This is a genomic window from Phyllobacterium sp. (assembly GCF_037994405.1).
Classification (GTDB): domain Bacteria; phylum Pseudomonadota; class Alphaproteobacteria; order Rhizobiales; family Rhizobiaceae; genus Phyllobacterium.
Window position 1 is genome coordinate 1 of the sequence record NZ_JBBNAN010000307.1, and the last position, 3,378, is coordinate 3,378.

Genomic DNA, 3,378 nt, shown 5'->3' on the forward strand with positions numbered 1-3,378 from the left:
ATCAACATACGAAAACAGCGACCCCGTCCGATCATCCCCACCGCGCATCCAAATCAATCCTATCTGTTGCACCATCAGGGAATCATGCCGCAAACCCAAAAGCCAGAGAGTTTTTCAGCAGCCTGCTCTTATGTTCGTTTGCAAGCTCTTTAGTCATGATTTTTCCTTTCCGGCTTTGACGACGAAAGCACATGCGTGAAGCTGTTGAACAAAGCAGGAGACAGGGCATTTTGACGACGGTTGGCATACTCTTATGCGCGGGTTGGATACCGCATTTCCGTGTGTTCGTCTGGGGCTACCTCGATCTAGAATCGGGCATGGATTTTATCCGCCACATAGCAGGCTGCGAGGATTCCCCCACCGGAGCCCTGCCTCCATCTTTGCGCAACAGACAGATGATTTCGCTACTTTGGTTCGTTCTCTTCCTTTTCCGCCGACGATCGGCTTTTAGACCTTTGCTGCCGGAGTGACCTCCTGCCCAATCGCCCAAAGGAACGCTGCCATTTCCCGGGCAATGGCGGTGACCGCGATGACCTTCGGCTTGCCTGCCGCCACCAGTTTTCGATAGCGAGCACATAGTCTCAGCTGGCCTTTCCAGGCAATCTCTCGAACGGTCCTTGGCAATCCCTCCAGCCGTGCCTGGATCGTCGGGCTCACACGTGCGGGAAAGCGATATGTCCAGGCGCCTTCGATAAGAACCCGACGCGCCCTTGTGTTGCCTGCCTTGGTGATCCCACCGCGCTTGACCCGTTCGCCCGTCGAGCTTTCCGACGGCACGAGACCGAGATAGGCCATCAACTGACGAGGATTATCAAAGCGCCTGATATCGCCGATTTCGACCACGAAGGTGACCGCTGTCATGAATGCAACGCCGCGCATTGCTTGGTAGGCGGCCACAACCGGGGCCATCGACCAGGTTGCCGCGGTCTCCACCACCAGCTGGGTCAGCCGGTCCAGACGCACGCCGGCATCCTCGATGGCCTGGCAATATTCCGCCAACAGGATGTGGTGGGCGGGATGAGCGAATGCCTGGCATGTCAGCCATCTCGTATGGGCACGCGTCCATGGCTTGCGGCCGGTATAGATGCGGCCATGACGCAACAAGAAAGACTGAAGTTGCTGGCGCGCCTGTTTCAGCGCATCGCTGGCAGCCTCGCGAGCCCGCATCAGGTCGCGGATCGCCTCGTGAGCTTCATCCGGAACCCAGACCGGGGTCAGCTCGCAAGCGCGGTGCAGGCGCGCCAGGCTTACGGCATCCCGGCGGTTGGTCTTCACCCGGTCGCCCGCACGCTTGGGCACCAGCGACGGCGCCACGACCACGCAGTCATGCCCCAGTTCGACAATCTGACGGTAAAGACCGTAACCCGTGGGACCCGCCTCATAGCAAAAGTGAAGCTTGGCTCCACACTTGCAAAGCTTATTGACCATCGCTGCCACCGACGACGGCTCCGAGGAGATGTCGCCCAAAAACCGTACCTCGCCGTTGCGTGCTCCGTCGGCAATGGCCACCGAAATCTTCAACTTCGACGTATCCAGGCCAATGAAAATTGCGCTATCTTCTTTCATGGTTCGCCCTCGCTAAGCGTGGGGCTCGGCTCCGGCCAATCCAGAGCAACCCCCGAATTCAGCTTACCGCGGGGGCGGGCCACCTTCAGCCCACGAACATACGGTCTAGCAGCCTGTCGGACTTAGCGCATCAATGGGATATCGGCTAGAATTAAGAGATTGATTCTCCAGCCATATGACCGGTTCTGCGATGAGCAACTTTCGAATGGTAGATCGTACGACCGGGTTTTTGCTGCCGCCTTCGGTGGATGAATGGCTGCCCGAGCAGCATCTTGCCCGTTTTGTTGTCGAGGTTATCGACGGGCTGGACCTGCGGGCGATGAGCGGCAGCTATCGCGGCTCGGGCTCGGCGTCGTATCATCCGAAGGTTTTGCTGGGCCTTCTGGTTTATGGCTATGCGACGGGGGTGTTTTCGAGCCGCAAGCTGGAGCGGGCGACGTATGACTCGGTGGCCTTCCGGTTTATCGCGGCGAACGATCATCCCGATCACGATACGATTGCCGCGTTTCGGCGGCGATTTCTCGAGGAGATCAAGGGCCTGTTTGAGCAGGTGCTGCTGCTGGCGCGCGAGATGGGCGTTCTGAAGCTGGGCACGGTTGGGCTTGACGGGACGAAGATCCACGCCAATGCCAGCCGGCACAGCGCGCTTTCCTATGAGCATGCGGGCAAGATCGAAGCGCAGCTGCGGGCTGAAGTGGCCGAACTGATGGCGAAGGCCGAAGCCGCGGATCAGACCGATCTTCCCGATGGCTTTTCGATCCCCGATGAACTTGCGCTGCGGGAAAAGCGCTTGCGCAAGCTTGCCGAGGCGCGGGCCAAGATCGAGGCGCGGGCCAAAGAGCGCCATGCCCGTGAGCAGGCCGAGTATGAGGCAAAACTTGCGGCGCGGCAGGAAAAGGAAAAGCGCACGGGCAAGAAGCCCGGCGGCAAGCCGCCGTCTGCGCCGGCATCAGGCCCTTTGCCCACCGACCAGATCAACCTGACTGACGAGGACTCGCGCATCATGCCGGTGGCCGGCGGCGGGTTCGAGCAATGCTACAATGCGCAGGCCGTCGTCGCCGAAGGCAGCCTTCTGGTGGTCACGGCCGAGGTGGTGTGGGCGCCCAACGACAAACAGCAACTTGCGCCGATGGTCGACAAGATCGCGGCCTTGCCGGAAGAAGTGGGGCGGCCCGATGCGCTGTTGGCCGACAGCGGTTATTTCAGCGCTGCCAATGTCGATGCCTGCGCGAATGCCGGCATCGCGCCGCTGATCGCCACCGGCCGGCAGACCCATTATCCGCCACTCAGCGAACGCCTTGCCGAGGCGCCCTCGCATCCGGAAAACCCGACGCCCGTCGAGGCCATGGCCCACCGCCTGAAGACACCCGAAGGTAAGAAGCTCTATGCGCTGCGCAAGCAGACACCGGAGCCGGTGTTCGGCATCATCAAATCCGTTCTGGGCTTCCGGCAGTTCTCGCTGCGCGGCCTCGAAAAGGTTCGCGCCGAATGGAGCCTCGTGACCATGGCCTGGAACCTCAAGCGCATGTTCGCCCTGGTGCCCGCCTGATCGGCGTCGTCATCAAAGCGTAAACGCCGCCAAATCGTCCACAAGTCAAAAATCGCGAACAAAAGCCTTTCCCGGACCGGCTTCCGGCCATTTACGGGCTTCGCGACCAGCCAGCGCCTCCTACCTTCGACCAAAGACATCAGTCCGACAGGCTGCTAGAAAACACCGATCGAATTCGACAGCGACCTACTTTGTAACGTTGAACCGCATATTGACATAGGAAGAGCTGTCGCTGCCCGCGACGATGTGAGAAACCACTACTG

At 60.1% G+C, this 3,378-nt stretch carries 2 protein-coding genes; one reads left to right on the forward strand and one right to left on the reverse strand.

The features are described 5' to 3' along the window. Positions 1–447 precede the first annotated feature (447 nt). Complete coding sequence (locus AAAC48_RS17200; protein ID WP_340655354.1) at positions 448–1,566, reverse strand: IS110 family transposase; 1,119 nt, start codon at positions 1,564–1,566, stop codon at positions 448–450. 190 nt (positions 1,567–1,756) lie between these two features. On the opposite strand from AAAC48_RS17200, the gene AAAC48_RS17205 reads away from it, so the two are divergent. Further along, on the forward strand, positions 1,757–3,115 hold the full coding sequence (locus AAAC48_RS17205; protein WP_340655355.1) for an IS1182 family transposase: 1,359 nt from the start codon (positions 1,757–1,759) through the stop codon (positions 3,113–3,115). The last annotated feature ends 263 nt before the right edge of the window (positions 3,116–3,378 follow it).